General features: G+C 65.5%; 27 protein-coding genes. 12 read left to right on the top strand and 15 right to left on the bottom strand.

Annotated elements, in window-relative coordinates:
• Window positions 1-42: 42 nt before the first annotated feature.
• Window positions 43-762: an SURF1 family protein gene (locus OIK44_RS19570; RefSeq protein ID WP_273673171.1), complete on the bottom strand. Its 720-nt coding sequence runs from the start codon at window positions 760-762 to the stop codon at window positions 43-45.
• A gap of 39 nt (window positions 763-801) precedes the next feature.
• On the opposite strand from OIK44_RS19570, the gene OIK44_RS19565 reads away from it, so the two are divergent.
• Window positions 802-1,002, top strand: coding sequence for a twin transmembrane helix small protein (locus tag OIK44_RS19565; protein ID WP_273673168.1), 201 nt, complete (start codon window positions 802-804; stop codon window positions 1,000-1,002).
• A gap of 102 nt (window positions 1,003-1,104) precedes the next feature.
• Here the strand turns inward: OIK44_RS19565 and OIK44_RS19560 are convergent, their stop codons facing one another.
• The 7 genes from OIK44_RS19560 to OIK44_RS19530 form a co-directional block, all read right to left on the bottom strand.
• Entirely contained in the window at window positions 1,105-1,965 is an 861-nt protein-coding gene (locus OIK44_RS19560; protein ID WP_273673166.1) for a cytochrome c oxidase subunit 3, read from the bottom strand.
• Window positions 1,966-2,008: 43 nt separating this feature from the next.
• Complete coding sequence (locus OIK44_RS19555; protein WP_273673164.1) at window positions 2,009-2,221, bottom strand: DUF2970 domain-containing protein; 213 nt, start codon at window positions 2,219-2,221, stop codon at window positions 2,009-2,011.
• A gap of 14 nt (window positions 2,222-2,235) precedes the next feature.
• Window positions 2,236-2,790, bottom strand: coding sequence for a cytochrome c oxidase assembly protein (locus tag OIK44_RS19550; RefSeq protein ID WP_273673162.1), 555 nt, complete (start codon window positions 2,788-2,790; stop codon window positions 2,236-2,238).
• 1 nt (window position 2,791) lies between these two features.
• Window positions 2,792-2,899, bottom strand: a complete 108-nt coding sequence (locus tag OIK44_RS19545) for a cytochrome oxidase small assembly protein (protein WP_273673159.1) — start codon at window positions 2,897-2,899, stop codon at window positions 2,792-2,794.
• A 59-nt stretch (window positions 2,900-2,958) separates the two neighbouring features.
• A complete protein-coding gene (gene ctaD, locus OIK44_RS19540) occupies window positions 2,959-4,554 on the bottom strand; it encodes a cytochrome c oxidase subunit I (RefSeq protein WP_273673157.1) in 1,596 nt (531 codons plus the stop codon).
• Window positions 4,555-4,567: 13 nt separating this feature from the next.
• The gene (coxB, locus tag OIK44_RS19535; protein ID WP_420213871.1) at window positions 4,568-5,749 is read right to left on the bottom strand and encodes a cytochrome c oxidase subunit II; all 1,182 of its coding nucleotides are present in this window, start codon (window positions 5,747-5,749) and stop codon (window positions 4,568-4,570) included.
• 464 nt (window positions 5,750-6,213) lie between these two features.
• Window positions 6,214-7,125, bottom strand: coding sequence for a methyltransferase domain-containing protein (locus OIK44_RS19530; RefSeq protein WP_273673153.1), 912 nt, complete (start codon window positions 7,123-7,125; stop codon window positions 6,214-6,216).
• 58 nt (window positions 7,126-7,183) lie between these two features.
• On the opposite strand from OIK44_RS19530, the gene OIK44_RS19525 reads away from it, so the two are divergent.
• The 4 genes from OIK44_RS19525 (at window position 7,184) to OIK44_RS19510 (ending at window position 12,568) form a co-directional block, all read left to right on the top strand.
• Complete coding sequence (locus OIK44_RS19525) at window positions 7,184-7,924, top strand: ComF family protein (protein ID WP_273673300.1); 741 nt, start codon at window positions 7,184-7,186, stop codon at window positions 7,922-7,924.
• A 30-nt stretch (window positions 7,925-7,954) separates the two neighbouring features.
• The gene (gene trmL, locus OIK44_RS19520) at window positions 7,955-8,425 is read left to right on the top strand and encodes a tRNA (uridine(34)/cytosine(34)/5-carboxymethylaminomethyluridine(34)-2'-O)-methyltransferase TrmL (RefSeq protein ID WP_273673152.1); all 471 of its coding nucleotides are present in this window, start codon (window positions 7,955-7,957) and stop codon (window positions 8,423-8,425) included.
• Between the two features lie 117 nt (window positions 8,426-8,542).
• Entirely contained in the window at window positions 8,543-9,373 is an 831-nt protein-coding gene (locus OIK44_RS19515) for a hypothetical protein (RefSeq protein WP_273673151.1), read from the top strand.
• 54 nt (window positions 9,374-9,427) lie between these two features.
• Window positions 9,428-12,568 carry a peptidoglycan-binding protein gene (locus OIK44_RS19510; protein ID WP_273673149.1) on the top strand — a complete coding sequence of 1,047 codons (3,141 nt, stop codon included), beginning with the start codon at window positions 9,428-9,430 and terminating at the stop codon, window positions 12,566-12,568.
• 14 nt (window positions 12,569-12,582) lie between these two features.
• On the opposite strand, the gene OIK44_RS19505 is transcribed toward OIK44_RS19510, so the two are convergent.
• Both OIK44_RS19505 and OIK44_RS19500 read right to left on the bottom strand, forming a co-directional pair.
• Window positions 12,583-13,059: an adenylyltransferase/cytidyltransferase family protein gene (locus OIK44_RS19505; RefSeq protein ID WP_273673148.1), complete on the bottom strand. Its 477-nt coding sequence runs from the start codon at window positions 13,057-13,059 to the stop codon at window positions 12,583-12,585.
• 39 nt (window positions 13,060-13,098) lie between these two features.
• Window positions 13,099-14,274 (bottom strand): PilT/PilU family type 4a pilus ATPase, encoded by a 1,176-nt coding sequence (locus tag OIK44_RS19500; protein WP_273673147.1) that lies wholly within the window; start codon window positions 14,272-14,274, stop codon window positions 13,099-13,101.
• Between the two features lie 161 nt (window positions 14,275-14,435).
• On the opposite strand from OIK44_RS19500, the gene OIK44_RS19495 reads away from it, so the two are divergent.
• Both OIK44_RS19495 and ubiA read left to right on the top strand, forming a co-directional pair.
• A complete protein-coding gene (locus OIK44_RS19495; RefSeq protein ID WP_273673297.1) occupies window positions 14,436-15,374 on the top strand; it encodes a hydrogen peroxide-inducible genes activator in 939 nt (312 codons plus the stop codon).
• A 64-nt stretch (window positions 15,375-15,438) separates the two neighbouring features.
• Entirely contained in the window at window positions 15,439-16,296 is an 858-nt protein-coding gene (gene ubiA / locus OIK44_RS19490) for a 4-hydroxybenzoate octaprenyltransferase (protein ID WP_273673146.1), read from the top strand.
• A gap of 85 nt (window positions 16,297-16,381) precedes the next feature.
• On the opposite strand, the gene OIK44_RS19485 is transcribed toward ubiA, so the two are convergent.
• Window positions 16,382-16,558, bottom strand: coding sequence for a hypothetical protein (locus tag OIK44_RS19485; RefSeq protein WP_273673144.1), 177 nt, complete (start codon window positions 16,556-16,558; stop codon window positions 16,382-16,384).
• Window positions 16,559-16,927: 369 nt separating this feature from the next.
• On the opposite strand from OIK44_RS19485, the gene OIK44_RS19480 reads away from it, so the two are divergent.
• A complete protein-coding gene (locus tag OIK44_RS19480; RefSeq protein ID WP_273673142.1) occupies window positions 16,928-17,290 on the top strand; it encodes an ElaB/YgaM/YqjD family protein in 363 nt (120 codons plus the stop codon).
• Window positions 17,291-17,305: 15 nt separating this feature from the next.
• On the opposite strand, the gene proC is transcribed toward OIK44_RS19480, so the two are convergent.
• Together proC and OIK44_RS19470 are read right to left on the bottom strand one after the other, a co-directional pair.
• A complete protein-coding gene (gene proC / locus OIK44_RS19475) occupies window positions 17,306-18,151 on the bottom strand; it encodes a pyrroline-5-carboxylate reductase (protein WP_273673140.1) in 846 nt (281 codons plus the stop codon).
• A gap of 19 nt (window positions 18,152-18,170) precedes the next feature.
• Window positions 18,171-18,872, bottom strand: coding sequence for a YggS family pyridoxal phosphate-dependent enzyme (locus tag OIK44_RS19470; protein WP_273673139.1), 702 nt, complete (start codon window positions 18,870-18,872; stop codon window positions 18,171-18,173).
• A gap of 84 nt (window positions 18,873-18,956) precedes the next feature.
• Between OIK44_RS19470 and OIK44_RS19465 the strand changes: the two genes are divergently transcribed.
• From OIK44_RS19465 to OIK44_RS19450, 4 genes are all read left to right on the top strand, one after another.
• Entirely contained in the window at window positions 18,957-20,000 is a 1,044-nt protein-coding gene (locus OIK44_RS19465; protein WP_273673137.1) for a type IV pilus twitching motility protein PilT, read from the top strand.
• Between the two features lie 37 nt (window positions 20,001-20,037).
• Complete coding sequence (locus OIK44_RS19460; protein WP_273673136.1) at window positions 20,038-21,174, top strand: PilT/PilU family type 4a pilus ATPase; 1,137 nt, start codon at window positions 20,038-20,040, stop codon at window positions 21,172-21,174.
• Window position 21,175: 1 nt separating this feature from the next.
• Window positions 21,176-21,670 (top strand): glutathione peroxidase, encoded by a 495-nt coding sequence (locus tag OIK44_RS19455; RefSeq protein WP_273673134.1) that lies wholly within the window; start codon window positions 21,176-21,178, stop codon window positions 21,668-21,670.
• A gap of 183 nt (window positions 21,671-21,853) precedes the next feature.
• Window positions 21,854-23,920: a putative bifunctional diguanylate cyclase/phosphodiesterase gene (locus OIK44_RS19450; RefSeq protein ID WP_273673131.1), complete on the top strand. Its 2,067-nt coding sequence runs from the start codon at window positions 21,854-21,856 to the stop codon at window positions 23,918-23,920.
• On the opposite strand, the gene glcF is transcribed toward OIK44_RS19450, so the two are convergent.
• Together glcF and glcE are read right to left on the bottom strand one after the other, a co-directional pair.
• Window positions 23,917-25,164 (bottom strand): glycolate oxidase subunit GlcF, encoded by a 1,248-nt coding sequence (glcF, locus tag OIK44_RS19445; protein WP_273673129.1) that lies wholly within the window; start codon window positions 25,162-25,164, stop codon window positions 23,917-23,919. The two genes, OIK44_RS19450 and glcF, sit on opposite strands and share 4 nt — an antisense overlap.
• 7 nt (window positions 25,165-25,171) lie before the next feature.
• The gene (gene glcE / locus OIK44_RS19440; protein WP_273673127.1) at window positions 25,172-26,245 is read right to left on the bottom strand and encodes a glycolate oxidase subunit GlcE; all 1,074 of its coding nucleotides are present in this window, start codon (window positions 26,243-26,245) and stop codon (window positions 25,172-25,174) included.
• Window positions 26,246-26,249: the final 4 nt, after the last annotated feature.

Genomic DNA, 26,249 nt, shown 5'->3' with positions numbered 1-26,249 from the left:
GCGCGTTGCTGTTGCTGGTCCTGCTGCTGCGCTGTCGGCTGTTTAGTTGGTTCCACGTCGAAATCCTGTAAAGACAAAAAATAAAATGGCCATCAGTGCCAGGGCGTACCACTGGAACGCGTAGCCGCGGTGTTTATCCACGCCCAGCGCGGGCGCCGGCCAGTCGCGCACCAGCGCCTCGCCGGGCGCGGCGGCGCCGCTTTGCTGCAGCACGACCGGTTGCAGCCGCAAGCCGCTGGCCGCGGCCAGTTCGGCGATGTCGGCGTTTTGCACGATGGCGTCCGGGCGCAGCGGCGGCGCGCTGCCCAATTGCATCACATGGCCCGTGTTGAGCCGGGCCACGCCCTGTATCGTCACGCTGCCCGCCGGCGTCGCGTAGGCCGGCAGGCGCATGCGGTCGGCGCCGTCGCGCGGCAGCCAGCCGCGCTCGACCAGCACATGCATGTCCGAGCCGGCGATGCGGAAAGGCATCAACAGATAAAAGCCGGCGCGGCCCTGGTAGGGCCGGTTGTCCAGGTACAGCGCCCAGCCCGGCACGAACTGGCCGGTCACGGCGACGCGGCGGAACTCGACGTCGGCCGGCACGACCGGCTGCGGCCCCAGCGGCAGCGGCGCGGCCGCGTTGCCGGCGGCCAGCCTGGCCTCCTGCGCCACCTTCTGCGCGGCGCGCCGGTCCTGCCACTGGCCCAGCGACACGCCCAGCGCCACCAGCAGCACGGTGGCGAGCAGCGCTATCGGCCTAAAGCGGAAACGGATACGCATTACAATGTAGCCTCACTCAAAACAATACGGTCAACCGCCATGAAAATCGTCGTCGCCATCGCCTTCATCCTGATCCTCGGCAGCCTGGGATCGGCGCTCTTCTACCTGATGCGCGACAAGGGCAAAAGCAACCGCACCGTGCACGCGCTGGCGCTGCGGGTGGGCTTCTCGATCACGCTGTTCCTGCTGATCCTGCTCGGCTACAAACTCGGCTACATCACCCCGACCGGCATCCGCTGAGTCGATGCTGTTGACTTAACAACAAATCAGCCCGCCACGAAAAAAGCCGCACGCAGGGTTTCCCGCGTGCGGCTTTTTCGCGTGGCGGTTACCCGCCGCGGATTATAACCAATATACGACGACGTACAGGCCGAGCCAGACGACGTCGACGAAGTGCCAGTACCAGGCCGCGCCCTCGAAGCCGAAATGCTGCTCGGGCGTGAAGTGGCCCTTCATGACGCGGTACAGGATCACCGACAGCATGATCGCACCCAGCGTCACGTGGAAGCCGTGGAAGCCGGTCAGCATGAAGAAGGTGGAACCGTAGATGCCCGACGTCAGTTTCAGGTTCAGCTCGCTATAAGCGTGCATGTATTCGTAGACCTGGAAGCCCATGAAGATGGCGCCCAGCAGCACGGTGGCGGCGAGGAACAGCGCCGTCTTGGCGCGCTGGCCTTCGCGCAGCGCGTGGTGCGAGATCGTCAGCGTCACGCCGGACAGCAACAGCAGCGCCGTGTTGATGGTCGGAATGGGGAAAGGCCCCATGGTCTTGAATTCCTGCACGGTGCCGGCCGGGCCGGTGTTGCCCCAGTGCGCGGCGAAGTCGGGCCAGATGAACTTGTGGTCCAGGTCGCCCAACCACGGCATCGAGATGCTGCGGGCGTAGAACAGGGCGCCGAAGAAGGCGCCGAAGAACATCACCTCGGAGAAGATGAACCAGCTCATGCTCCAGCGGTAGGAGTGGTCGATGCGCTGGCTGTACAAGCCTTTTTCCGATTCGCCGATGGCGTCGCCGAACCAGAAGTACAGGACGGCGATGATGCCGAACAGGCCGACAAAATTCAGGTAGGGGCCCCAGGCGATGTCGTTGACCCAGGCCGAGGCGCCGATCATCGTCAAGAGCAGGGTCAGGCCGCCCAGCATGGGCCACTTGGATGGGCCAGGCACGAAGTAATACGGTGCGGCGGCGTGTGTTGAACTCATCTTCATCTCCTCAATCAATCTGTATTCGGTGAATTGCTAATATTTACTTTAAGGCGACAAACTTGACGATGCTGAGCAGCAGGCCGATCAGGCAGGCCACGGCCAGCAGGCCGGCCAGGACGACGTGGACCGGGTTGATCTTCACGTTGTCGCTGTCGAAGTCGCTCTTGCGGCGCAGGCCGGTGAACGACCACACGACGGCCTTCAGGGAATACAAAAACGAGGCTTGTTTCGGTTCGCTTTTCAATTCGCTCATGCTGTCATCCTTGTCTATTCCGCCTGGCTGAGGCCGGCGATTTCAAAAAACGTATACGACAGGGTGATGTTTTTCACGTCCTTCGGCAGCGCCGGGTCGATGAAGAACACCACCGGCATCTGCCGCGCCTCGTTCGGTTTCAGCGTCTGCTGCTTGAAGCAGAAGCACTCGACCTTCTTGAAGTGCGGCGTCGCGCTTTGCGGCGTGTAGCTGGGGATCGCTTGCGCGTTCACCGTGCGCGCCTGGGTGTTGACCACTTCGTACATCACGGTGGCCAGTTCGCCCGGATGCACCTGCATGCTGTTGACGACGGGGCGGAAACGCCACGGGCCCTGCGCGTTGCCGTCGAAATCGACGGTGATCGTGCGGCTCTTGTCGACCTGGGTGTTCTTGTCGAACTCCACCGTGCCGTCCTTCTGCGTCAGCACGTTGATCCCCATCACTTCGCAGATCTGCTTGTAGACGGGGATCAGCGCGTAGCCGAAGCCGAACATCAGCACGGCGATGACGAGCAGCTTGCCCAGCATCTGCCGGTTGAGGCCCTTGACCTCCTGGGTATCGTCGCTCACGTCAGCCCAGCAGCGTGTGGCGGACGAACACGGAGATGAAAAACACCAGGGCGATCGAGGCGAGTATCAAGCCGGTCTTCAGGTTATTCGGTTTTTTCTGTTCTGACATAGCAAGCAGTCTGGTTACATCGGATGCGGGCCGGCTGACACGCCGGCCCGGCCACGCCATTATTTTACTGTCGGCGGTGTTTCAAACGTGTGGAACGGGGCTGGGCTAGGCACAGTCCATTCCAGGCCCTCGGCGCCGTCCCAAGGTTTCGCCTCGGCTTTTTTGCCGCCGCGGATGGTCGGGATCACGACGAAGAACAGGAAGTACACCTGGGTCAGACCGAAGCCCATCGCGCCGATCGAGGCCAGCATGTTGAAGTCGGTGAACTGCGCCGGGTAGTCGGCGTAGCGGCGCGGCATGCCGGCCAGGCCCAGGAAGTGCATCGGGAAGAAGGTGACGTTGAACGTGACCAGCGACAGCCAGAAGTGCACCTTGCCGCGGAATTCGCTGTACATATGGCCGGTCCACTTCGGGCTCCAGTAGTAGAAGCCGGCGAACAGGGCGAACAGCGAGCCGGCCACCAGCACGTAGTGGAAGTGGGCCACCACGTAGTAGGTGTCCTGCAGCTGGATGTCGATCGGCGTCACGGCCAGGATCAGGCCGGTGAAGCCGCCCATGGTGAACACGAAGATGAAGCCGACGGTGAACAGCATCGGGGTTTCGAAGGTCATCGAACCGCGCCACATCGTGGCGATCCAGTTGAACACCTTGACGCCGGTCGGCACGGCGATCAGCATCGTCGCGTACATGAAGAACAGCTGGCTCGTCACCGGCATGCCGGTGGTGAACATGTGGTGGGCCCAGACGATGAACGACAGGATGGCGATCGAGGCGGTGGCGTAGACCATCGAGGCGTAGCCGAACAGCGGCTTGCGGGCGAAGGCCGGCAGGATCTGCGAGACGATGCCGAAAGCGGGCAAGATCATGATGTAGACCTCGGGATGGCCGAAGAACCAGAAGATGTGCTGGTACATGACCGGATCGCCGCCGCCGGCGGCGTTGAAGAACGAGGTGCCGAAGTGGCGGTCGGTCAGGGTCATCGTGATCGCGCCGGCCAGCACTGGCATCACGGCGATCAGCAGGTAGGCGGTGATCAGCCAGGTCCAGCAGAACATCGGCATCTTCATCAGGGTCATGCCAGGGCAGCGCATGTTCAGGATGGTGACGATGATGTTGATCGAACCCATGATCGACGAGGCGCCCATCAGGTGCATGGCGAAAATCGCCATGTCCATGCCGGGTCCCATTTGCGTCGACAGCGGCGCGTACAGCGTCCAGCCGGCGGCGGTGGCGCCGCCGGGCACCAGGAAGGAGGCGGCCAGCAGGATCGCCGCCGGCGGCAGCAGCCAGAACGAGAAGTTGTTCATGCGCGCGAAGGCCATGTCGGAGGCGCCCACTTGCAGCGGGATCATCCAGTTGGCGTAGCCGACGAAGGCCGGCATGATCGCGCCGAACACCATCACCAGGCCGTGCATGGTGGTCAGCTGGTTGAAGAACTCAGGCTGGAAGAACTGCAGGCCGGGCTGGAACAGCTCGCTGCGTATCATCAGCGCCAGTACGCCGCCCGACATCAACATGACGAAGGAGAACCACAGGTACAAGGTACCGATATCTTTATGGTTGGTTGCGAACAACCAGCGTTGCCAACCGTGCGGGTGATCGTGTGCGTGATCGTGGCCGTGGTCGTGCGCGTGATCCACTGTGCTTGTGCTCATATGAAGCTCCTAATTACTTGCGTGCAGCCAGAACTTCGGCTGGTTGAACGATGTTTTCTTCGGCCTTGTTCGACCAGTTATTGCGGGTGTAAGTGATGACCGCGGCAATGTCCGTATCCGACAACTGCTTCCATGCTGGCATTTCCGAAGGGAAGGCGCCAGTCTTCTGGCCGTGCAACAGCACCTTGATTTGCTCCGCCTTAGGACCATTCACCACTTTCGAGCCGTCCAGGGCGGCAAACGCGCCCGGCAAGCCCTTGCCGTTTGCCTGATGGCAGACGATACAGTTGGTAGTGTAGACCTTTTCGCCCTTGGTTTTCAATTCGTCAATAGTCCAGGTCTTGCTTGGATCGTCGGCCAGGGCGGCCATTTTTTTCTTCTCGCCGGCCACCCAGACTTTATAGTCTTCCGCGGAAACCACTTTGACGACGATGGGCATGAAGGCGTGTTCTTTGCCGCACAGCTCGGCGCAATTGCCGCGGTAGGTGCCGATGTGGTCGGCCTTGAACCAGGTGTCGCGCACGAAGCCGGGAATGGCGTCTTGCTTGACGGCGAAGGCGGGAATCGACCAGGCGTGGATGACGTCGTTGGCGGTCAATACTATGCGGATTTTCTTGTTGACCGGAACGACAACCTCGTTGTCGACTTCGATCAGGTAGTTGTCGCCGCGCTTTTCGCTCGGCGCCACGCCGGGGCCGCCCACTTGCGAGCGCGGCGTCGACAGGTTCGACAGGAAGGCAATGCCCTCGCCCTCGCCCTTCAGGTAGTCGTAGCCCCATTTCCACTGCATGCCGGTGGCCTTGATCGTGATGTCGGCGTTCGAGGTGTCCTTCATGCCGACGACGGTGCGGGTGGCCGGCAGGGCCATGCCGATGACGATCAGGAAAGGCACGACGGTCCAGGCGATTTCCACGGTGGTGCTTTCGTGGAAGCTGGCCGGCTTGTGGCCCAGCGACTTGCGGTGCTTGAAGATCGAATAAAACATCACGCCGAACACGGCGACGAAGATCACCATGCAGATGATCATCATCCAGGTGTGCAGATCGTAGACTTCGTGGGCGATTTGCGTCGCCGGAGGTTGCAGATTCATTTCAAACGGCACCGGGCCGCCAGTGCCTGCATACTTGCCCGCCGCCGCGGCGGTATCGGCCGCCCACGCCGGGACGCCGGCCACTGTCAACGACAGCCCGAGCATCAACGATTGAAGTCGCTTTGCATGTTTCATGTTTTCCCCAACCACCCAAAAATAAAAATATTTTTTTAAACGGCGCCGGGATTCGTCAGCTTATAACGCTGACTGAACCGCCGCCGCTCCTCCTTGACCCGCGCCACGGCCGTGTTGCCGCCCGCGCCAAACACCTACAGGTCCCATGCCGGCCCCGCGCGACAGCATTACACTCGCACAAAAAGTCCAGCTGGAACCTTGGCATCGGCACCGGCAAACCCACTCACCGATGCCCGTTGACTTAAATCTTGCCCTTTGGCGACCCTGTTTCCCCCAATATTTCCGGGCTGCAATCAGTGTCGACAAAATTAGTCAACGATTATAATCAAGAATTCGACAGTTCATCAAGGGAAAATCCACTTTCCAGGGCGGTAAGTGCGCCCTTTCACGCCCTTTGCCACGGATACGACTTCCTTGCCGCCAAGCCTACACCCTTATTTGGGCTTGCGCGGCAAATCGAAGCGGATGATGGCCTCGCCGGCCTGCGTCAGACGCGGCGCCGGACGGAAGGCGTGGCCGTACAGCACCTCGAAACTCAGGCCCAGCTTGCCGTCGGGGCGGCGCATTTTCTCCAGCGCCGCCAGCATGCGGCCCCAGGCCGCTTTGCCCATCAGGCCGCGGCGCCGCGTCGTCAGCGGATTGCCGCCCCAGGCCCGCACGTCGGCCAGCAGCGCCTGCGCCGTCGCATAGGTGACGGTGACGGTTTCCATGTCCAGCACCGGCGTGGCGAAGCCGGTGTTGACCAGCATGTCGCCGAAATCGTGCATGTCGACGAAGGGCAGCGCGTGCGGCGCCAGGTCGGCCTCGGCGAAGGCCGCCTTCAACTCCTTGAACGTGTCCGGGCCGAAACAGGAAAACATCAGCAAACCGTCCGTGCGCAGCGTCCGGTGCCATTCGGCGAAGACGCGGTCCGGCTGCGGGTGCCAGTGCAGCGCCAGGTTGGACCAGACCAGGTCGAGCGTGCCCGGCCCCAGCGGCAGTTCGGAAAAATCGCCGCACAGCAGGTCGATGCCGGCCTTGGCCGGCAGCAGCTTGCTGAGGAACTGGTTCAGCGCGGCCAGCGTCGAGGCCGGCGCCTGGGCCGCCTTGATCATCGCCGGCGCCGCGTCGAGGCCGACGATTTGCGCCGCCGGAAAGTCTTTTTGCAGCAGCGCCAGGTCCAGGCCCGGCCCGCAGCCGGCGTCGAGCACGCGGCGCGGCGCGATTTTTACCAGTTGCAGGCGCTCGTGCATGCGCGCGGCGATCTCGCGGCGCAGGAAATCGGACGGCTGCACGCGCGCCGGCCGCGAAAAGAAGTCACGCACATGCACCGGGTCGATAGGCGCACTCAATTTAGGCGGGGTCATAATGGCATTCGATGAAGGTGAGATAATGCCGGCAGTGTACATCGAAGAGGGACTGGCGATGCGGGAGCGAGCGCCGGCGCGCTGGCGCGCCCTGGGACCGGCCCTGCTGGGCGCGCTGCTGCCGGCCGCGTGCGCGCTGTGCGGCGCGCGCGGCGCCGCCATGCTGTGCGCGCCCTGCCGCGACCAGTATCTGGGGCGGCGCACGCCGCGCTGCCCACAATGCGCGAACCGCCTGCCGGACGGCGCCGCCGGCCTGTGCGGCCGCTGTCTGCGCGCGCCGCCGGCCTTCGACGCGACGCTGGTGGCGGCCGACTACGCGGCGCCCGTCGACCAGTTGCTGCTGCAATTGAAATTCGGCGCGCGCCTGGGCCTGGCGCCGCTGCTGGCGCGCCTGCTGCGCGACGCCGTGCTGGAGCGGCCCGACTTCGCGCTGCCCGCCCTGCTGTGCCCGGTGCCGCTGGGGCCGCGCCGGCTGGCCGAGCGCGGCTTCAACCAGGCGCTGGAAATCGCCCGGCCGCTGGCGCGCGCACTCGGCGTCGCCCTGCACCCGGCGCTGGCGGCCAGGGTCCGCGAGACGCGCGCGCAAACGCGGGTCGCGCCGCACGAGCGCGGCCGCAACCTCGAAGGGGCGTTCGCGCTGACGGCGGACGCGGCGGCGCTGCTGCGCGGGCGCCACGTCGGCGTCGTCGACGACGTCGTCACCAGCGGCCAGACGCTGGGCGAACTGGCCGCCACATTCAAGCGCCACGGCGCGGCGCGCGTGAGCAATCTGGTCTTCGCGCGCACGCCGCCGCGCTAGGCAACATATTTATATATAAGGAGAACACTCTTGTTCCACGTCGTACTGGTAGAACCCGAAATCCCGCCCAACACGGGCAACGTCATCCGCTTGTGCGCCAACACGGGCGCCCAGTTGCACCTGATCGAGCCGCTCGGCTTTCCCCTCGACGACGCCAAGATGAAGCGCGCCGGCCTCGACTACCACGACTACGCGACGATGCGGGTGCACGCCAACTGGGACGCCTTCCTCGCCGCCGTGCGGCCGGACCCGGCGCGCATGTTCGCCATGACGACGCACGGCTCCGCGCCGTTCGGCCAGGCCAGCTTCCAGCCCGGCGACGTCTTCGTGTTCGGCTCGGAAACGAAGGGCCTGGACCCGGCGCTGCGCGCCTCGTTCCCGCCGGCCCAGCGCATCCGCCTGCCGATGCGCCCGGACAACCGCAGCCTGAACCTGTCGAACACGGTCGCCGTCGTCGTCTTCGAGGCCTGGCGCCAGAACGGCTACGCCGGCGGCGCCTGAGCCCGGTGGCGGGCGCACGCTAGCCCCAGGCAATATCAAAACGCCATGCTATTCTGGCCGGACGCCGTCGCCCCGGCATCCCGCCGAGTCCGCCGGCACGATCCGGAGGGCTGAATCATGGGAATTACTTTTAATTTGGCGGCATGGCATGACTATGAGCGCCCGGACCCGAACTCGCCCATCGTCGCGTGTTTCGGCGACTCATGGCTGCAATACCCGATTCCGGGCATCGGCAATCTGGCCAACCGCTTTCTCGACTTCGGCAAATACCAGGCGCTCGACATCGCCGTACTCGGCGAGATCGGCTTGGAGATCGCCCGGCCGGGGAAAAGCCAGATGATGGCGCTGACCACCTTCCTGCAATGGGAGGGCAAAAGCGTCGACATGCTCGTCATCAGCGGCGGCGGCAACGATTTCGCCGGCGCGGACGACCTGTTCCCCCTGCTGCAACGAGGCGACGACAACGACGCCCGCAGTTGGTTCAAGCCGGCCGAGACGAAGAAGCTGTTCGACGGCATCGCCAACGGCTACCAGAACATCCTGCACCTGCGCAACATTTTCTGCCCCCAAGTTCCCATCGTCGCGCATTGCTACGACTATCCGCAGATCAGCGGCAAAGGCTTGCTCTGGTTTTCCCCGTGGATACTGCCGTCGCTGCAGCAAATCGGCATGCCGGTGGCGCTGCACGTCGCCGCCGGCCGCTACATCATCGACGAACTGGCGCGCTTGCACCTGGCCCTGCAGGGGGCCGACCCGGCGCAGTCGCACTACCATTTCATCGACACGCGCAATACGCTCACGCCCGTCGACTGGTCTAATGAGTTGCACCCGAGCCGAGGCGGCTTCAACAAGCTGGCGATGAAATTTTTCCCGCTGTTCCAGGCATCGTTCCCAGACTGGGTGCGTCCGCCGAAATGGTCGACGGCGCCGCAGCAGCAGCCACGGTAAAACAGGCCGGCGCCTTGCGCGTCGCGGGGCGGCATTCACTCCAGGGAGATGAGCATGGGCGAGATTTTGTTCAAATTGGGCGATCGCGGCAATGAAATCAAGGACATCCACCGCAAACTGGCCAGCGGAAACGTCGATCTGGGCCAGGACGTGCAGGCGTTTTTGTGCGGCCCCGTCAGCGAGCACTACAACAAAGACACGGCCAGGGCCATCCGTGCCTTCCAGGCCAGCCAGCAGTTGACGCCGACCGGCATCTGCGACGACGCCACCTGGCATCTGCTGGACCGCGAAGCCGGCAGCGTGTACGCGGAAACCCTGCAATTCGAACTCGACGCCTTGCGCGGGGAGCGCGTGCCGGACGGCGTGCGGCCGGCCGATGAAGATCAGGTCATGCGCGCCGCGCACGAGGCCAAGCTGGCGGGGCTGGCCTTTTCCGGCGGCGGCATCCGCAGTGCCACCTTCAACCTGGGCATCCTGCAGGCGCTGGCCGAAAGCCGCCTGCTGCACGCCTTCGACTACCTGTCCTCGGTTTCCGGCGGCGGCTATATTGCCGCCCATTTTACAAAATGGCTGCACCGCCTCGGCGGCGACATCGGGGCGATGGAAGAACAACTGGCGCCCGGCGCGCACCAGAAGGCGGAAGCGAAGGAAATCCGCTTTTTACGCCAGTACAGCAACTACCTGACGCCGCAAACCGGCTTCTTCAGCGTCGACACCTGGTCCGTGCTGGCCACGTACATCCGCAACACGGCCTTGAACATGGCCATCCTCGTCGCCATGCTGGGCGCGGTCCTGATGCTGCCGCACCTGCTGGTGCGCCTGCATGCCTACCTCGACAGCAGCTTCCCGGCCACCTATCCGCTATGGTGCGCCATCGTCGCCGCCCTCGCCTTCGCCTGTGCGGTGTTCTTCATCGCACTCAGCATTTCCACGATTCCCGACCCGGCCCGGCCGGGGCGCATTTACGGCCAAACACAGAGCAGCGTGATGATCTTCATCGTCGCCCCGCTGATGCTGGCCGGGCTCGCCGGCAGCATTGCCTTGTGGCATTACCGTACCCACATCGGCGCGCTGTGGCGGCAGCGCGCCCTGCCTCCCGATGCCGGCGCCGCGGTCATTCCGTGGCTGCTGCTGCCCGGCCTGGGGTTTTTCATCTGCTGGGCCGCGGGCTGGTACACGGCACAGTGGTACAACCGGCGGCTCGGCAATACCGGGGACGCGGCGCTCGACTGGCGCCATGTCCGCAACGAAGGCGTCGGCCACCTGCTCTGCGCCCTCGTCGCCCTCGGCACCGGCACGCTATTGCTGTTCAAGGTGCTCAGCGATATCGGCGGCTGGACCGGGCAGGCCGCGGCGCGCCCCCCCACCGACTTCATCCACGTGCTGGTCTTCGGCATGCCTTTCATGCTGAGCATATTCGGCATCTCGATGATCCTCTCGGTCGGCCTGGTGGGCAGGATGTACAAGGAAAAGAGCCGCGAGTGGTGGAGCCGGCAAGGCGCCTGGACCAGCATCTGCACGCTGGCCTGGCTGGGCCTGATGGCGGTAAGCCTGTACGGGCCGGCGCTGGTGGACTACGCCGGCAACCATCTGGATGAATGGGGCACCCGGCTCCTCGCCGGCGGCTGGGTGGGCGCCACGCTGGCCGGCGTCGTGCTGGGCCGCAGCTCCGCCACCGACAAGCGCAGTCCCAATCGCTATCTGGAACTGCTTGCCTGCGTCGCCCCCTACGTCTTCGCCGTGGGCACCCTGCTGCTGATCGCGGCGCTGGTGCAGATGCTGGCCGTGCCGGCGCAGCTCCAGCCGCATGCGCGGGCCGGCGACACGCCGCTGTCCTACCTCGCCCTATCGCTGCACAATACGGCGCAAAGCCGGGCCCCCGACCTCATGTGGCCGCTCCTGATCCTGGCGGCGAGCGGCGTCATACTGTCGCGCCGCGTCGACATCAACAAATTTTCCCTGTACACGATGTACCGCAACCGCCTGGTGCGCGCCTATCTCGGCGCCAGCAACGAGCAGCGTCACGCCCACCCGTTCAGCGGCTTCGACGAAAACGACGATTTGAACCTGAACGACATGCTGAAGACGGCCGCCGGCCAGTTGCAGCGCCCCTACCACATCATCAATACGGCCTTGAACCTGGTGAACGGCAAGGAACTGGCCTGGCAAACCCGCAAGGCGGCCGGCTTCACGTTCACGCCGGCCTTCTGCGGCTTCGAAATGCCCAGCATGGCCGCGCCCGGCATGCTGCAACTGCAACAGGAAGCGGCGCGCGGCTGCTTTCGCGGCACCGCCGCGTATCGCCGGCGCCACCAGATCGGCGGCTGCGAGAGCGGCATCAAGCTGGGCATGGCGATGGCCACGTCGGGCGCCGCCACCAGCCCCAATATGGGTTACCACTCGTCGCCGCCGCTGGCATTTCTGATGACCATGTTCAATGTCCGGCTGGGCCGCTGGTTTGCCAATCCGCGCAAAGCGAACTGGCAAACCACGTCGCCCAAATTCGGCTTGCGCAGCCTGCTCAGCGAACTGTTCGGCTACACCGACGCCGACGCCGACTATATCTACCTGTCCGACGGCGGACATTTTGAGAACCTCGGCATTTACGAGCTGGTGCGGCGGCGCTGCCGGCTGATCGTCGCGGTCGACGCCAGCGCCGACGGCGTACTCGATTTCGAAGACCTGGGCAACGCGATCCGCAAATGCGGCACCGACCTGCACATCGAGATCAATATCAACGTCGGCAAGATCGACTTGCTCAAAGGCAGCGACTTCAGCACCTCGCACTGCGTGACGGGGACAATTTTGTACGGGAAAGTCGACAAGGGGGGCCCCAACGGCACGCTGCTGTACATCAAACCTTCGCTGATCGGCAAGGAATTCGCCGATGTCTTGAACTATCGCAAAACCCACCGCGATTTTCCGCACCAGACCACGGCCGACCAGTGGTTTGACGAAACCCAGTTTGAAAGCTACCGCTCGCTGGGTTACCACATCGGCACGCTGGCGCTGAAGGACGCCGCCGCCCGCGCCGGCGCGGGTGCCGGTGGGGAAAGCCACGATATCGCAGGGCTATGCAAGGAATTGGAGAAGCTGTGGGGGCCGCCGCCCGACACCCCGCTGGCCGGCGCCGTGGCGTCTGTTACCAGCCACGACGAGGGCCGGCGACGCCGCCAGGAGCGGCGCCAATCCTGACGCGGCGCCGGCGCTCAGCCGGCGCGCACCTTGCTCAGCAGCTTGGTCGTCGAGCGGTCGTGGGCGAAGTCGATCGCCACGGCCTGGCCGCCGTAGGCCAGCACAGCCTTGCCCTCGGGAATGGCCGTCATATCGTAGTCGCCGCCCTTGGCGTAAACCTGCGGCCGCGTTTCCTGCACCACTTCCAGCGCGCTGTCTTCCGAAAACGGCACCACCAGGCTGACCGACTCCAGGGCCGCCAGCACAGCCATGCGGTCCTCGCAGGCGTTCAGCGGCCGGTCGTCGCCCTTGCCCAGGCGCTTCACGGAAGCGTCGGTGTTGATCGCCACCACCAGCGAGGCGCCCAGCGCGCGCGCCTGCGCCAGATAGGTCACGTGGCCGCGGTGCAGGATGTCGAACACGCCGTTGGTGACGACCACCGGCTTCGGCAAGGCGGCAACGCGTTCGGCCAGGTCGTCGCGGCTGCAAATCTTCGTTTCAAATTGTGGCATGGTAAATTGTGTGGGGTTGATGGCGGCAACGGCGAACCGTCAGGACTCGGGTTCGCTCTCTTCGTCGATCTGCATGCTGAACTGGCCCGCGGCCGCGGCCGCGCCGCCCGGCTCCTTGCGGTCGCCGCGCAGCTTGATCTGCAGCCGCAAACCATTGGCCGAATCGGCATTGCGGATCGCCTCGTCGTAAGCGATATACCCCTTATTATAGAGTTCATACAGGGCCTGGTCGAAAGTGCACATGCCCAATTCCCGCGATTTGTGCATGATTTCCTTGATCGCCTGGAAATTCCCCTTCAACACCATCTCGGCGATCGTCGGCGTGTTCAGCAGTATTTCGATGGCGGCCTTGCGGCCCTGGCCGTCCTCGGTGCGCACCAGGCGCTGCGAGACGATGGCGCGCAGGTTAGACGACAAGTCCATCAGCAACTGGCCGCGCCGCTCCTCGGGGAAGAAATTGATGATGCGGTCCATGGTCTGGTTCGAGTTGTTCGCGTGCAGGGTGCCCAGGCACAGATGGCCCGTTTCGGCGAAGGCGATGGCGTGCTCCATCGTCTCCGTGTCGCGGATTTCGCCGATCAAGATCACGTCCGGCGCCTGGCGCAGCGTGTTCTTCAGCGCGTTGTGCCAGGACAGCGTGTCGACGCCGACCTCGCGGTGGGTGATCAGGCAACCCTTGTTCTTGTGCACGTACTCGACCGGGTCCTCGACCGTGATGATGTGGCCGGCCGAGTGGGCGTTGCGGTAATCGATCATCGCCGCCAGCGTCGTCGACTTGCCCGAGCCGGTGCCGCCGACGACGAGCACCAGGCCCCGCTTGGTCATGATGACGTCCTTGAGCACCTCGGGCAGGTCGAGCTTCTCGAAGTTCGGGATTTCCGAGGCGATCGTGCGGATCACCATCGCCACGTTTTGCTGCTGCACATAGACGTTGACGCGGAAACGGCACACCTCGGGCAGGGAGACGGCGAAATTGCACTCCATCTCTTGCTCGAACTCGCGTTGCTGCTTGGCGTTCATCAGCGCCAGCGCCAGCGCCCGGGTCACCTCGCCGCTGAGCCTTTGCTGGCTCAGCGCCTTCATCGCGCCCTGCGCCTTGATGCTGGGCGGGAAATCGGCGGAAATGAACAAGTCCGAACCGCCCACATGGTGCATCGCCTTGAGCAGCTTGTGGATATACGCTAGTGCCTCGTCGGGGCCGAAGGTGGTGGACATGGGCGCCTTTCCTGGAGGGGCAGCGGAGGGGCGGGCGCCGGCCTCCCCCCCGCTGCGGCGGGCGCCCCACCCCGCTACAATACGCCATCTGCGCCACAGTTTGGCGTTTTCGGCGGATGCCGGGCATTGCACATCGGCGTTGCCTGTGTTTCAATACAATGATGACACTGACTGAACTCAAATACATTGTTGCAGTCGCGCGCGCCAAACACTTCGGCCACGCCGCCGAAGCCTGTTACGTGGCGCAGCCGACGCTGTCGGTCGCCATCAAAAAACTCGAAGACGAACTGGGCGTTGTCCTGTTCGAGCGGGGCGGCGCGGAAATCTCCGTCACGCCGCTGGGCGCGCAAATCATCGCCCAGGCCGAACGCGTGCTGGAACAGACGGCCGCCATCAAGGAATTGGCCAAGCAAAACAAAGACCCGCTGGCCGGCCCGCTGCGCCTGGGCGTGATCTACACCATCGGCCCCTACCTGCTGCCGCCGCTGGTCACGGCGATGATAGACAAAGTGCCGCAAATGCCGCTGGTCTTGCAGGAAAACTTCACCGTGCGGCTCCTGGAACTGCTGCGCCAAGGCGAACTGGACGTGGCCATCATGGCCCTGCCGCTGCCCGAGCACGGCATGTCCATGCAAGCGCTGTACGACGAGCCCTTCGTCGTGGCGATGCCGAAAAACCACCCGTGGACGGCGCGCAAGACCATCCCGGCCGACGACTTGAAATCGGAAAACATGCTCTTGCTGGGCAACGGCCACTGCTTCCGCGACCAGGTGCTGGAAGTGTGCCCCGAAATGGCCCGCTTCGCCGCGCCCGGCAACGGCATGCAGCGCACCTTCGAAGGTTCCTCGCTGGAAACCATCCGCCACATGGTCGCCAGCGGCATCGGCCTGACCGTGCTGCCGCGCGCCTCGGTGCCGGACATGCAGGTGCGCGAGGGCTTGCTGCAATTTCGCCCCTTCGACCAGCCGGCGCCGTCGCGCCGCGTCGTCATCGTCTGGCGCAAGAGCTTCACACGCAAGGCCGCCATCGACGCCCTCTGCGAAGCCGTCGCCGCCTGCCCCCTGCCGGGCGTCAACCACCTGCACGCCGCGGATAAATAGCCCCCACGGGCAGCCTGGCGAGAATTTGCGATAATCCCCGTTTGCCTTCCGACGCGATAGACCCATGACGAATAAACTGGCGCTGTATTTCCGCCTGATCCGGCTCGACAAGCCGATCGGCACCGTGCTGCTGCTGTGGCCCACCCTGTGCGCGCTGTGGCTGGCGGGGCAAGGCGCGCCGGACTGGCGCCTGCTGCTGATCTTCAGCATCGGCACCTTCCTGACGCGCTCGGCCGGCTGCGCCGTCAACGACTACGCCGACCGCGACATCGACAAACACGTCAAGCGCACGGCCGAGCGCCCCGTCACCAGCGGACGCATCAGCGGCAAGGAGGCGCTGGCCGTGGCCGCCGTGCTGATGCTGCTGGCCTTCGCCCTGATCCAGCCCTTGAACAGCTTGACCAAGCAACTGTCGGTGGTGGCCGTCGCCATCGCCGCCAGCTACCCCTACTTCAAGCGCTTCTTCGCCATCCCCCAAGCCTACCTCGGCGTCGCCTACGGCTTCGGCATTCCGATGGCCTTCGCCGCCGTGCAGGGCACGGTGCCGCCGCTGGCCTGGCTGCTGTTACTGGGCAACGTGTTCTGGGCCGTGGCCTACGACACCGAGTATGCGATGGTCGACCGCGACGACGACTTGAAGATCGGCATCAAGACCTCGGCCATCACCTTCGGCCGCCACGACGTCGCCGCCGTGATGGCTTGCTACCTCGCCGCCGGACTGATCTGGCTGGTCTGCGGCTGGCAACTGGGCTTGCGCGGCTGGTATCTCGCCGGCCTGGCGGTGGCGGCCGGCTGCGCGCTCTACCACTACACCCTGATCCGTGGCCGCGAGCGGATGCCCTGCTTCGCCGCCTTCCGCCACAATAACTGGCTGGGCGCGGCCGTGTTCGCCGGCGTCGCCCTCGACTACGGGCTGCGCTAGCGAAAAGCGGCGCCGGGCATGGCCACGGCGTTTACTCTGCGCCCGGCACGCGGGCGCTTGGAAGCAAGGGCAAGCGCCGCTGTCCTCAGCGGCGGCAGACCTGGTTCCAGCGCTGGCAGGCGTACTGGTTGCCGTCGAGGCAATCGCTGATCAGCTCGCTGCAATAGGCGTCATCCGGCCGCGCCACCGCCGTAGTGCTGAAGGCGCCGGAGAAGCCAAGGGCGGCAAAAAACACGAACATTGCTTTTTTTACGGTCATCATTATGTGTCCTTTTATGGCGGTGAATGAAATGACAAAGCTGCGGCCCGGTCCGCTCCGCCATGTCCGCGGACGGGATGGAAAAGTCTAGCACCGCCCATCCTGGAAAAGAGCAAAATAGTAATAAAGATATAATATTAAAAGGCGGCGCCGGCTCGGCGCAGAAAATTCAGCACGAACGGCCGCGGCCCGGTTTTCCACGGAATTGAAACAATCGACGTATTTCCTGGACGGCGGGGCTGGACGGCGGGGCCGAACGGCGGGGCCGGACGCGCGGCGGGGGCGCACGCCGGTTGAGGTGCCGCAAGCCACCGGAGCGGCCGCTGCCTACACTGAAACTTCCCGGTGTTTTATTCCACAATGAGGAACTACATGAATTCGACCCACCCCAGCGGCAACGGCGGCGACAGCGGCGCCGAACTGAACGCGCACAGCGGCAGCGACGCCCGCGAGAAACTCATGAACGACATGAAGCACATCATCCATGAGGCGGAAGACTGGCTCAGCAGCGGCGCCGCGCACAGCGGCGAGGAACTGCAAGCCGTCAAGGAGCGCTTCGAGGACACGCTGCGCACCGCGAAAACCGACTTGCTGCGCGTCGAGGCGAACATGCTGGCCAAGACCAAGCTGGCGGCCCAGGCCACCGACACCTACGTCAAGGACAATCCGTGGAAATCGGTTGGCCTGGGCGCCGCCGTCGGCATCGTCTTCGGCCTGCTGATTTCGCGCCGCTGAGTCCAGGCTGCGCCCTCAGGCGGCGGCGCCCAGTTCGTCGCCCATTTCCTTGCCGCGCCGCGCGGCCGCCTTCACGGCCGCCTTGATCGCGTCCTTGACGCCGCTGCTTTCCATGCTGCTCAGGGCCGCGTAGGTGGTGCCGCCCTTCGACGTAACGCGCTCGCGCAGCAGCGCCACCGGCTCGTCCGACTGCGCCGCCAATTGCGCGGCGCCGACGAAGGTCGCCAGCGCCAGCTGCTTGCCCTGCGCCGGTGTCAAGCCCAACTCGGCCGCCGCCTCCTGCAGCGCCTCGATGAAGTAAAACACATAGGCCGGGCCGCTGCCGGACACGGCCGTCACGGGGTCGATCAAGGTTTCCTCGTCCAGCCAGACGGTGGTGCCGACGGCCCGCATGATGGCGTCGGCAGCGTCCTTTTGCGCGGCCGCCACGCCGGCGCTGGCGACCATGCCGGTGATGCCCAGGCCGATCAGGGCCGGCGTGTTCGGCATGCAGCGCACCACGGCGCCATAGCCGCCCAGCCAGCGCGACAGGTCGGCGCCGCGGATGCCGGCGGCGATAGACAGCACCAGCGGCCGCGCCGCGCCGCCCAGGAACGGCAGCAGTTGCGCCGCCACGTCGCGCATGCTCTGCGGCTTGACCGCCAGCACCACGACGTCGCAGGCGGCCAGCGCCGCGTCGGCCGCCGGCGCCGTGGTGACGCCGAATTGCGCCGCCAGCCTGGCCAGCGCGTCGGCGTTCGGGTCGACGACGTGGATGTTGGCGCCGGCCGTCAACTTGCCGGTCAGGCCGGCGATCAGCGCCGCCGCCATATTGCCGCCGCCGACGAAGGCGATCTTCAATTCCTTGTTGCTTGCGTTCATAGTCCGTCTCCGCTGTGCTTTATGAGTAATTCCGTGAACCAAAAATGGCGCTGCCGACGCGCACGATGGTGGCGCCCTCGACGACGGCCGCGCGCATGTCGGCCGACATGCCCATCGACAAGGTATCCAGGGCCAGCCCGTCGCCGCGCAATTGCTCGTACAGTGCGCGCAACTGGGCGAAGGCGGCGCGCTGCCGCTCGAACTCGACGGCCGGCTCGGGGATCGCCATCAAGCCGCGCAGGCGCAGATGCGGCAGCGCCGCGACCTGCAGCGCCAGCGCGCGCAATTGCTGCGGCGCCACGCCGCTCTTGCTGGTCTCGCCGCTGATGTTGACCTGCAGGCAAATATTCAGCGGCGCCAGCCCGGCCGGGCGCTGCTCCGACAGGCGCTGGGCGATCTTTTCGCGCTCGACCGTGTGCACCCAGTCGAAATGCTCGGCGATCGGGCGCGTCTTGTTGCTCTGGATGGGGCCGATAAAATGCCATTCGAGGCCGGCCCGGGGCAGCAGCGCCGCGACGGCGGCGATCTTGTCCAGCGCTTCCTGCAGATAATTTTCGCCGAAGGCCCGCTGGCCCGCCTGGGCGGCGGCCAGCACGGCGTCCGCGCCGAAGGTCTTCGACACGGCCAGCAGCGCGACGTCGCCTGCCGGGCGGCCCGCCTCTTGAATGGCGGCAACGATACCTTGATGGACTGCTTGCAAGTTCTGCTCGATTGTGGACATAATCATTTTGCGGGGTAATGTAAAGCAATTCCGGTGTACAGGCCCGGGCCTTGCGCCCCTTTATTGCAGGCACAGGGATTATAAATGGACATCTCCGAACTACTCGCATTCTCCGTCAAGAACAAGGCTTCCGATTTGCATCTGTCGGCCGGCCTGCCGCCGATGATACGGGTGCACGGCGACGTGCGCCGCATCAACCTGCCGCCGCTGGAGCACAAGGACGTCCACGGCATGATCTATGACATCATGAACGACGGCCAGCGCAAGGCTTACGAGGAAATGCTCGAATGCGATTTTTCCTTCGCCATTCCCGGCCTGGCGCGCTTCCGCGTCAACGCCTACAACCAGGAACGGGGCGCCTCGGCCGTGCTGCGCACGATTCCATCGAAGATCATGAGCCTGGAGGAACTGAACTGCCCGCGCATCTTCGCCGAGCTGGCGCTCAAGCCGCGCGGCCTGGTGCTGGTGACGGGGCCGACCGGCTCGGGCAAGTCGACGACGCTGGCGGCGATGGTGAACCACGTCAACGAATCCGAGTACGGCCACATCCTGACCATCGAAGACCCGATCGAATTCGTCCATGAATCGAAGAAATGCCTGATCAACCAGCGCGAGGTGGGGCCGCACACGCTGTCGTTCAACAACGCGCTGCGCTCGGCGCTGCGGGAAGACCCGGACGTGATCCTGGTGGGCGAGTTGCGCGACCTGGAAACGATACGCCTGGCCCTGTCGGCGGCCGAAACGGGCCACCTCGTGTTCGGCACCCTGCACACCTCGTCCGCCGCCAAGACCATCGACCGCATCGTCGACGTCTTCCCGGCCGATGAAAAGGAAATGGTGCGGGCCATGCTGTCGGAGTCGCTGCAAGCCGTCATCTCGCAGACGCTGCTGAAAACCAAGGACGGCACGGGCCGCGTGGCCGCCCACGAAATCATGATCGCCACGCCGGCCATCCGCAACCTGATCCGCGAGGCGAAGATCGCCCAGATGTACTCGGCCATCCAGACCGGCAGCAACGTCGGCATGCAGACCCTGGACCAGACGCTGACGGACCTGGTGCGGCGCAACGTCATCTCGGCCGCGGCCGCCCGCTCGGCGGCGAAAACGCCGGACAACTTCCCCGGCTAAGCCCGGTTGACAGGCCGGCTCTACAAGGACCCGCACCATGGAACGCGACCAGGCTTCAAAATTCATGTTCGACCTGCTGCGCCTGATGGTCGGCAAGCACGGCTCGGACCTGTTCATCACGGCCGGCTTCCCGCCCGCCATCAAGATCGACGGCAAGCTCACGCCCGTCTCGACCCAGGTGCTGACGGCGGCCCACACCAGCGACCTGGCGCGCGCCATCATGAACGACAAGCAAACCGCCTCCTTCGAGCTGAGCAAGGAGGCCAACTTCGCCATCAGCCCCGGCGACCTGGGGCGCTTCCGCGTCTCCGCCTTCGTGCAGATGAGCTGCGTGGGGATGGTCTTGCGCACCATCACGACGGCGATCCCCAAGTTGGAGGAACTCGGCCTGCCGCCCGTGCTGCAGGAAGTCGTCATGAGCAAGCGCGGCCTCGTCATCATGGTCGGCGCCACCGGCTCGGGCAAGTCGACGACGCTGGCGGCGATGGTCGGCTACCGCAACGAGAACAGCTACGGCCACATCATCACCATCGAAGACCCGGTCGAATACGTCCACCCGCACAAGAATTGCATCGTGACCCAGCGCGAGGTCGGCGTCGACACCAACGACTGGGAAACGGCGCTGAAAAACACCCTGCGCCAGGCGCCGGACGTGATACAGATCGGCGAAATCCGCGACCGCGAAACCATGGACCACGCCATCGCCTTCGCCGAGACGGGCCACCTGTGCCTGGCCACGCTGCACGCCAACAGCGCCAACCAGGCGCTCGACCGCATCATCAACTTCTTCCCAGAGGAAAGGCGCCAGCAATTGCTGATGGATTTGTCGCTGAACCTGAAGGGCATGATTTCGCAGCGCCTGATCCCGCTCAAGGAAAGCAAGGGCCGCTGCGTGGCCATCGAAATCCTCCTCAACTCGCCGCTGATCTCGGACCTGATCTTCAAGGGCCAGGTGCACGAGATCAAGGAGTTGATGAAAAAATCGCGCGAGCTGGGCATGCAAACCTTCGACCAGTCGCTGTTCGACCTGTTCGAGGACGACAAGATCACCTATGAAGACGCCTTGCGCAACGCCGACTCCGTCAACGACTTGCGCCTATCCATCAAACTGCAGGGCAAGGCCGCGAAAACCCGCGACCTGTCCGCCGGCACCGAACACCTGGGGATCATCTGATATGACTGCTGCCAACACCATTTACGATTTCAGCGCCGACAGCCTGGCCGGCCCCCCCGTCGACCTGGCCGCATACCGGGGCAAGGTTGTGCTGATCGTCAACACCGCCAGCCAATGCGGCTTCACCCCCCAGTACCAGGGGCTGGAGCAAGTCTACCAACAGTTCAAGGACCGCGGCGCCGTCGTGCTGGGTTTCCCCTGCAACCAGTTCGGCGCCCAGGAACCGGGCACGGCCGAGGAAATCGCCAGCTTTTGCGAAAAAAAATTCGGCGTCACCTTCCCCCTGTTCGCCAAGATCGACGTCAACGGCGGCGCCACCCATCCCCTGTTCGCCAGCCTGAAAAAGCAGGCGCGCGGCGTGCTCGGCACCGAGGCCATCAAATGGAACTTCACGAAGTTTCTTGTGCGCAAGGACGGCACCGTCTACCAGCGCTACGCGCCGACGACGGCGCCGGCCGAGCTCGTGGCCGACATCGAGGCGCTGCTGGCCGAATAGGCCGGCGGCGGCGCCGCATCGCGCCGCCAGGCTTTTTTGACGGCGTTTTCGTTTCCACGCTCCCGCTTGCCAGCCTTTTCGGTGATAATGCTTGCAGATTTATTATGCCGATTTGGGTCAGAAACGATGCAAGTGTTGAGGAAAATCATAGCGTCATGGATGAGTATGGGGATGTATTCCCGCTTGTTTACACCTATCTTCTTCCTCATCCTCGCCGTTTCCGGCATCCGCTACAAACTGCTGATCGACGCCGAAACGGCCAACGCCAGCGCGCGCTACCATGCCGAGGCCCAGGAACTGGGCAAATACCTGGCCTCGACGCTGCTGCCTATCGCCGGTGAGCGCGACCACGCGGCCGTCCAGGCCATCCTGTCGAGCGCGCTGCCGCTGAACCAGGACCTCGCCCTGATCCGCTGGGACTGCCCCAACAAGCACATGGAAATCGCCAACCCGGCCGCCGGCCGGCAGCGCTACCCGGACTGGTTCGGCGGCCTCACCGGCATAGGCGCGCTGCGCCAATCCTTTCCCGTGGCGCTGAAACCGGGCGGCAGCGGCATGCTGTCGCTGACCTTCGCGCCGACGCTGCCGACCAACCGCATCTGGGACGCCATGCTCAAGCAGGCCAGCATCAGCGGCGTCAGCATCCTGCTGATCTACCTGCTGCTGGGCCTGATCCTGAGCGCCAACCGGCAAATGCTGCGCCACCTGGCGCAGGCGACCGACCGCTTCCAGCACGGCGACTACGACGCGCGCATGCGCGTGCGCGGCACGCCCGAGTCGCGCGCGCTGGCGACCACCTTCAACAACATGGCCGGCGAGGTGCAGACCCTGCTGACGTCGCTGCGGGCCAGCGAGAAAAGCCTGGGCGACCAACTGGCGCAGACGGTGCAGATGCAAAGCGCGCTGCAGCAGATGTCGTGGCAGAACTACCACGACGTGCTGACCGGCCTGCCGAACCGCACGGCGCTGGCGGCCCGCTTCGAGCAAGACCTGTTCCTCGCGCGCGAGCGCCAGCGCATGCTGGCCGTCTGCCTGATCGACGTCGACCATTTTCAGGGCGTCAACGACCGCTTCGGCGCCGAATCCGGCGACGACATCCTCAAGCAGGTGGCGGCGCGGCTGCACGCCTTCGCCAACCAGACCCACTACTCGGCGCGCCTGGGCGGCGACGAATTCGTCATGCTGCTGTCCGGCCCCGGCGACACGGCCGCCATCGAGCGCATCGTCGCGCAACTGCTGGAGGAGCTGTCGCAAGCCTATCTGTGCGACGGGCAGAAGCTGGCGCTGTCGGTCAGCGTCGGCGTCGCCGTCTACGCCGGCAAGGAAACCAGCACCGAGACGCTGCTGCGCCACGCCGACCACGCCGTCTACCAGGCCAAACTGACCGGCCGCAACAAATACCACTTCTTCGACGCGGGCCTGGACGAGGAGGTGCGCACCCACCACAACCAGCGCACGGAAATCCGCCAGGCGCTGCTGGCCGGCGAGTTCCGCCTCTACTACCAGCCGAAGGTGAACATGCGCGCCGGCGACGTCGTCGGCATGGAGGCGCTGCTGCGCTGGCAGCACCCGCGCCGCGGCGTGCTGGGGCCGCTGCAATTTTTGCCGATGGTCGAGCAGACCGACCTGATCATCGACATCGGCGAATGGGTGCTGCGCCAGGCCCTGTGGCAGATGCAGCGCTGGACGGCGGCGGGACGCCACTGGATCGTCAGCGTCAACATCGCCGCGCGCCACTTCCAGCAAGCGGACTTCGTCTCGCGCCTGAAAGCCATCCTGGCCGAATTTCCCGGCGTGCGCGCCAGCATGCTGGAGCTGGAAATCCTGGAATCGTCGGCGCTGGACGACATCGAACACGTGCGCCGCGTGATGCGGGCTTGCCAGCAACTGGGCATCACCTTCGCGCTGGACGACTTCGGCACCGGCTACTCGTCGATGTCCTACCTGAAGCGGCTGCCGGCCAACATCCTGAAGATCGACCAAAGCTTCGTGCGCAATATGCTCAACGACCGCGACGACCTGCACCTGGTCGGCGCCGTCATCGGCCTGGCCAAATCGTTCAAGCTGACCGTCATCGCCGAGGGCGTCGAAACGGTGGCCCACGGCAGCCGCCTGATGCAGATGGGCTGCGACCTGGCCCAGGGCTACGGCATCGCCCGGCCGATGCCGGCCGACGCCGTGCTGAAGTGGGCCGCCGCATTCGCCCCGGCGCCCGAATGGCGCGCCGCCGCGACGCTCAGCGCCGCCTAGCCGGACGCGGGCGGCGCCGCCAGCGCGCTGTCGATCAGCTCGATCCAATGCCGCACCGGCGTCTCGGTGCCCGACTGCAGGTGCACCTGGCAGCCGACATTGGCCGACACGATCAGCGCCGCCTCCGTGTCGGCCAGGCTGGCCAGCTTGCGGTCGCGCAGCTGCAGCGCCAGCTCCGGCTGCAAGATCGAATACGTGCCGGCCGAGCCGCAGCACAAGTGGCTGTCGGCGCACAGGGCCACGTCGACCCCGGCCGCGCGCAGCAAGCCCTCGACCTTGCTGCGGATTTGCTGGCCGTGCTGCAGGGTGCAGGGCGGATGGTAGGCGACGCGCTCCTTGACCTTGCCGCGCAGCCTGGCCGCCAGCTCCGCCTCGAACTCCGGCAATATCTCGCTCAGGTCGCGCGTCAGCTCGGCGATGCGGCGCGCCTTGGCCGCATACGCGTCGTCGTGCGCCAGCAGATGGCCGTACTCCTTCACCGTGACGCCGCAGCCGGAGGCCGTCATCACAATCGCCTCGACGGCATCGTCGCCAACGACATGCGGCCACCACGCGTCGATATTGCGGCGCATATCGTCGAGCGCCGCCTCCTGCGCGTTCAAGTGGTGGCGCAGCGCGCCGCAACAGCCGGCCTTCGGCGCGACGATCAACTGCACGCCGACGGCGTCGAGCACGCGCGCGGCGGCGGCGTTGATGTTCGGCGCCAGCGCCGGCTGCGCGCAGCCCTGCAGCACCAGCATCTTGCGCGCGTGTCTGCGCGCCGGCCAGCGCCCCGCGCCGCCGATGCGCGGCAGCTTATCCTGCATCGGCAGCGACAGCAGCGGCCGCAGCAACTGCCCGGCCCGCAGCGCCGGCGTGAACAGCCAGCGGCGCGGCAGGCCCTGCCTGAGCACGAAGCGCAGCGCGCGCTCGCCCAGCGGCCGGCGCACGCGCTGCTCGACGACCTTACGGCCGATGTCGAGCAAACGCCCGTAGCGCACGCCGGACGGACAGGTGGTTTCGCAGTTGCGGCAGGTCAGGCAGCGGTCCAGGTGGGTCTGCGTCTTCGCCGTCACCGGCGCGCCCTCCAGCACCTGCTTGATCAGGTAGATGCGGCCGCGCGGGCCGTCCAGCTCATCGCCCAGCAACTGGTAGGTCGGGCAGGTCGCGGTGCAGAAACCGCAATGGACGCAGGCGCGCAAAATGGCCTCGGCCTCGTCGCCTTCGCGGCTGTGTTTGATGAAATCGGCGAGATTCGTTTGCATGGCGGGCTCAGTACATGCGGCCGGGATTGAACACCCCGGCCGGGTCGAAGGCCAGCTTCAGGCGCTGGTGGATGGCGGCGACGGCCGGCGCCAGCGGATGGAACACGCCGACGTCTTTGTCGCCGCCGCGGAACAGGCTGGCGTGGCCGCCGGCCGCCGCCACGCTGCGGCGTATGCCCTGCGCCGTGGCCGGGTCGGCGTCCGCCTTCAGCCAGCGCTGCGCGCCGCCCCACTCGATCAAGTGCTCGCCCTTGAGGATCAGCGCGCTGGCGGCCGGCGGCAGCGACAGCCGCCACAGCGGCCCCGCGCCGGCGAAAAAGCCGTGCGTCTGTTCGCGCAGGCTGGCCCAGAAGGCGTCGGCGCCGTCCAGCGCGGCGCCGCCCAGCGCGGCGCCGCCCAGCTCGCGCTGCGCCGCCGCCACGGCCGCGCGCGCGCCGGACAGGCGCACGCTGAGCGCGCCGTCGTGCCAGCAACTGGCGGAAATCGGCAGCGGCCGGCCGGCCCATTCATTGAGCATGCGCAGCGCGTCGATTTCGCTGGCGGCGAAGCGCAGGCTGGCCTCGCACACGGGCAGCGGCAGCACCTTCAGCGACACCTGCAAGATCAAGCCCAGCGTGCCGAGCGAACCGGCCAGCAGGCGCGAGACATCGTAGCCGGCGACGTTCTTCATCACCTGGCCGCCGAAGGTCAGGACGTCGCCCTTGCCGTCCATCAGCACCGCGCCCAGCACGAAGTCGCGCACGGCGCCGGCGCTGGCGCGGCGCGGCCCGGCCAAGGCGCAGGCGACGACGCCGCCTATGGTGGCGCCCGGCCCGAAATGGGGCGGCTCGAACGCCAGCATCTGCCGGCGCGCCGCCAGCGCCGCCTCGACCTCGGCCAGCGGCGTGCCGCAGCGCGCCGTGATCACCAGCTCGGTCGGCTCGTAGGCGACGATGCCGCTGTAGGCGCGCGTGTCGAGCGGCTCGCCGGCCGGCTGCTGGCCGTACCAGTCCTTGCTGCCGCCGCCGCGCAGACGCAGCGGCGTGCCGGCCGCCGCCGCGGCCAGGATGCGCGCCCGGAATTGTTCGACTATCTGTTCCACTTCG

This window comes from Janthinobacterium fluminis, assembly GCF_028595325.1.
GTDB classification, from domain to species: Bacteria; Pseudomonadota; Gammaproteobacteria; order Burkholderiales; family Burkholderiaceae_D; genus Janthinobacterium; species Janthinobacterium fluminis.
Note: the sequence above shows the minus strand (reverse complement) of the source record. Positions and strands in the feature narration are given on the sequence as shown.

Bases quoted from the DNA above. Each gene is read 5' to 3' on its own strand.
- OIK44_RS19570 (WP_273673171.1), bottom strand. From the start codon at position 762: ATGCGTATCCGTTTCCGCTTTAGGCCGATAGCGCTGCTCGCCACCGTG.
- OIK44_RS19565 (WP_273673168.1), top strand. From the start codon at position 802: ATGAAAATCGTCGTCGCCATCGCCTTCATCCTGATCCTCGGCAGCCTG.
- OIK44_RS19560 (WP_273673166.1), bottom strand. From the start codon at position 1,965: ATGAGTTCAACACACGCCGCCGCACCGTATTACTTCGTGCCTGGCCCA.
- OIK44_RS19555 (WP_273673164.1), bottom strand. From the start codon at position 2,221: ATGAGCGAATTGAAAAGCGAACCGAAACAAGCCTCGTTTTTGTATTCC.
- OIK44_RS19545 (WP_273673159.1), bottom strand. From the start codon at position 2,899: ATGTCAGAACAGAAAAAACCGAATAACCTGAAGACCGGCTTGATACTC.
- ctaD (WP_273673157.1), bottom strand. From the start codon at position 4,554: ATGAGCACAAGCACAGTGGATCACGCGCACGACCACGGCCACGATCAC.
- coxB (WP_420213871.1), bottom strand. From the start codon at position 5,749: ATGCTCGGGCTGTCGTTGACAGTGGCCGGCGTCCCGGCGTGGGCGGCC.
- OIK44_RS19530 (WP_273673153.1), bottom strand. From the start codon at position 7,125: ATGACCCCGCCTAAATTGAGTGCGCCTATCGACCCGGTGCATGTGCGT.
- OIK44_RS19525 (WP_273673300.1), top strand. From the start codon at position 7,184: ATGCGGGAGCGAGCGCCGGCGCGCTGGCGCGCCCTGGGACCGGCCCTG.
- OIK44_RS19515 (WP_273673151.1), top strand. From the start codon at position 8,543: ATGGGAATTACTTTTAATTTGGCGGCATGGCATGACTATGAGCGCCCG.
- OIK44_RS19510 (WP_273673149.1), top strand. From the start codon at position 9,428: ATGGGCGAGATTTTGTTCAAATTGGGCGATCGCGGCAATGAAATCAAG.
- OIK44_RS19505 (WP_273673148.1), bottom strand. From the start codon at position 13,059: ATGCCACAATTTGAAACGAAGATTTGCAGCCGCGACGACCTGGCCGAA.
- OIK44_RS19500 (WP_273673147.1), bottom strand. From the start codon at position 14,274: ATGTCCACCACCTTCGGCCCCGACGAGGCACTAGCGTATATCCACAAG.
- OIK44_RS19495 (WP_273673297.1), top strand. From the start codon at position 14,436: ATGACACTGACTGAACTCAAATACATTGTTGCAGTCGCGCGCGCCAAA.
- ubiA (WP_273673146.1), top strand. From the start codon at position 15,439: ATGACGAATAAACTGGCGCTGTATTTCCGCCTGATCCGGCTCGACAAG.
- OIK44_RS19485 (WP_273673144.1), bottom strand. From the start codon at position 16,558: ATGATGACCGTAAAAAAAGCAATGTTCGTGTTTTTTGCCGCCCTTGGC.
- OIK44_RS19480 (WP_273673142.1), top strand. From the start codon at position 16,928: ATGAATTCGACCCACCCCAGCGGCAACGGCGGCGACAGCGGCGCCGAA.
- proC (WP_273673140.1), bottom strand. From the start codon at position 18,151: ATGAACGCAAGCAACAAGGAATTGAAGATCGCCTTCGTCGGCGGCGGC.
- OIK44_RS19470 (WP_273673139.1), bottom strand. From the start codon at position 18,872: ATGTCCACAATCGAGCAGAACTTGCAAGCAGTCCATCAAGGTATCGTT.
- OIK44_RS19465 (WP_273673137.1), top strand. From the start codon at position 18,957: ATGGACATCTCCGAACTACTCGCATTCTCCGTCAAGAACAAGGCTTCC.
- OIK44_RS19460 (WP_273673136.1), top strand. From the start codon at position 20,038: ATGGAACGCGACCAGGCTTCAAAATTCATGTTCGACCTGCTGCGCCTG.
- OIK44_RS19455 (WP_273673134.1), top strand. From the start codon at position 21,176: ATGACTGCTGCCAACACCATTTACGATTTCAGCGCCGACAGCCTGGCC.
- glcF (WP_273673129.1), bottom strand. From the start codon at position 25,164: ATGCAAACGAATCTCGCCGATTTCATCAAACACAGCCGCGAAGGCGAC.